Annotated in this window: 5 protein-coding genes; all 5 read right to left on the bottom strand. The window is 50.9% G+C overall.

Going from position 1 to position 1,317, the window contains the following annotated elements; translation table 11 throughout:
- Positions 1 to 252: 50S ribosomal protein L24 (gene rplX / locus B3187_RS02670; RefSeq protein ID WP_286804483.1), on the bottom strand; the 252-nt coding region annotated here is incomplete at its 3' end.
- A gap of 35 nt (positions 253 to 287) precedes the next feature.
- Positions 288 to 656 (bottom strand): 50S ribosomal protein L14, encoded by a 369-nt coding sequence (gene rplN / locus B3187_RS02665; protein WP_024462484.1) that lies wholly within the window; start codon positions 654 to 656, stop codon positions 288 to 290.
- Between the two features lie 36 nt (positions 657 to 692).
- Entirely contained in the window at positions 693 to 959 is a 267-nt protein-coding gene (rpsQ, locus tag B3187_RS02660) for a 30S ribosomal protein S17 (protein ID WP_024462483.1), read from the bottom strand.
- A gap of 2 nt (positions 960 to 961) precedes the next feature.
- A complete protein-coding gene (gene rpmC, locus B3187_RS02655; protein WP_024462482.1) occupies positions 962 to 1,153 on the bottom strand; it encodes a 50S ribosomal protein L29 in 192 nt (63 codons plus the stop codon).
- Positions 1,153 to 1,317: ribosomal protein L16 (locus B3187_RS02650; RefSeq protein WP_286804496.1), on the bottom strand; the 165-nt coding region annotated here is incomplete at its 5' end. The genes rpmC and B3187_RS02650, both read right to left, overlap by 1 nt.

Below are 1,317 nucleotides of genomic sequence, written 5' to 3'. Positions count from 1 at the left end.
GAAGCCAACACGATCCGCCTTCTGAGTCGCCGGATTGTAAATGGCAACGTTGGAGGCCTGGATCGAGGCTTCCTTCTCTACGATTCCGCCGGGCACGCCCATTTGCGGATTCGGTTTCTGGTGCTTCTTGATCATGTTAATACCAGACACGATCAGGCGGCCATCAGCCAACACACGGGTAACTTTCCCGCGCTTACCTTTGTCGCGACCAGCGATAACAATCACTTCGTCATCACGTTTAATCTTTCGCATTTGTCTGCCCTCAGCTCTCTGCCCGTACCAAGTGCTTACAGCACTTCCGGTGCGAGAGAAATGATTTTCATGAACTTCTCGCCACGCAACTCGCGAGTCACCGGCCCAAAGATACGAGTACCCACCGGAGCATCCTGGTTGTTCAGCAGCACAGCAGCGTTGTCGTCGAACTTGATCAACGAACCATCCTGGCGGCGAACACCTTTCTTGGTGCGCACTACCACCGCTTTCATCACCTGGCCTTTCTTCACCTTACCGCGAGGAATCGCTTCCTTCACAGTAACTTTGATGATGTCACCCACAGCGGCATAGCGCCGATGGGAGCCGCCAAGAACCTTGATGCACTGAACCCGACGAGCGCCGCTATTATCAGCTACATCTAAGTAGGTTTCTGTTTGAATCATCGTCCGTCTCCGAAACTATTAAGTCGCCTGAATCACTTAGATTTCAGTAGCGCGCTCTTCAATGTTCACTAAAGCCCATGATTTGGTCTTTGACAGCGGACGAGATTCAGCGATAGTCACCGTATCACCGATCTTGCAGTCATTGTTTTCATCATGCGCTTTCAGCTTTGATGACTTGCTCACATACTTGCCGTAAAGCGGATGCTTTACGCGACGCTCGATCAGCACTGTGATGGTTTTATCCATCTTGTCGCTAACAACCTTGCCGGTCAGTGTACGAGCCAGATTATCTGCCTGAGTCATCGTTAATTACCTGCCTTCTGTTTAAGCACCGTTTTAATTCGAGCAATATCGCGGCGAGTTTGCTTGAGCAGGTGAGTCTGACCCAGCTGGCCAGTAGCAGCCTGCATACGCAGCTTGAACTGCTCTTTCAATTGAGTCAGCAGTTCGCCGTTCAGCTCTTCAACGGATTTTTCCCGGAGTTCTGAAGCTTTCATCACATCACCGAACGTTTTACGAAAGTTGTTGTAATAGGCAACTTGGCTGCGGCCAACGCAAAGGCCTCTCGAGCCAGATCTTCACTGACGCCATCCATCTCATACAGGACTTTACCAGGACGGATCTGCGCGACCCAATATTCCACGTTACCCTTACCTTTACC

The organism is Marinimicrobium sp. UBA4209, from assembly GCF_002381585.1.
GTDB classification, from domain to species: domain Bacteria; phylum Pseudomonadota; class Gammaproteobacteria; order Pseudomonadales; family Cellvibrionaceae; genus Marinimicrobium; species Marinimicrobium koreense.
The sequence above is the reverse complement of the archived record's forward strand: the minus strand, read 5'-3'. Positions and strand labels throughout refer to the sequence as shown.

Bases quoted from the DNA above. Each gene is read 5' to 3' on its own strand.
- rpsQ (WP_024462483.1), bottom strand. From the start codon at position 959: ATGACTCAGGCAGATAATCTGGCTCGTACACTGACCGGCAAGGTTGTT.
- rpmC (WP_024462482.1), bottom strand. From the start codon at position 1,153: ATGAAAGCTTCAGAACTCCGGGAAAAATCCGTTGAAGAGCTGAACGGC.
- rplN (WP_024462484.1), bottom strand. From the start codon at position 656: ATGATTCAAACAGAAACCTACTTAGATGTAGCTGATAATAGCGGCGCT.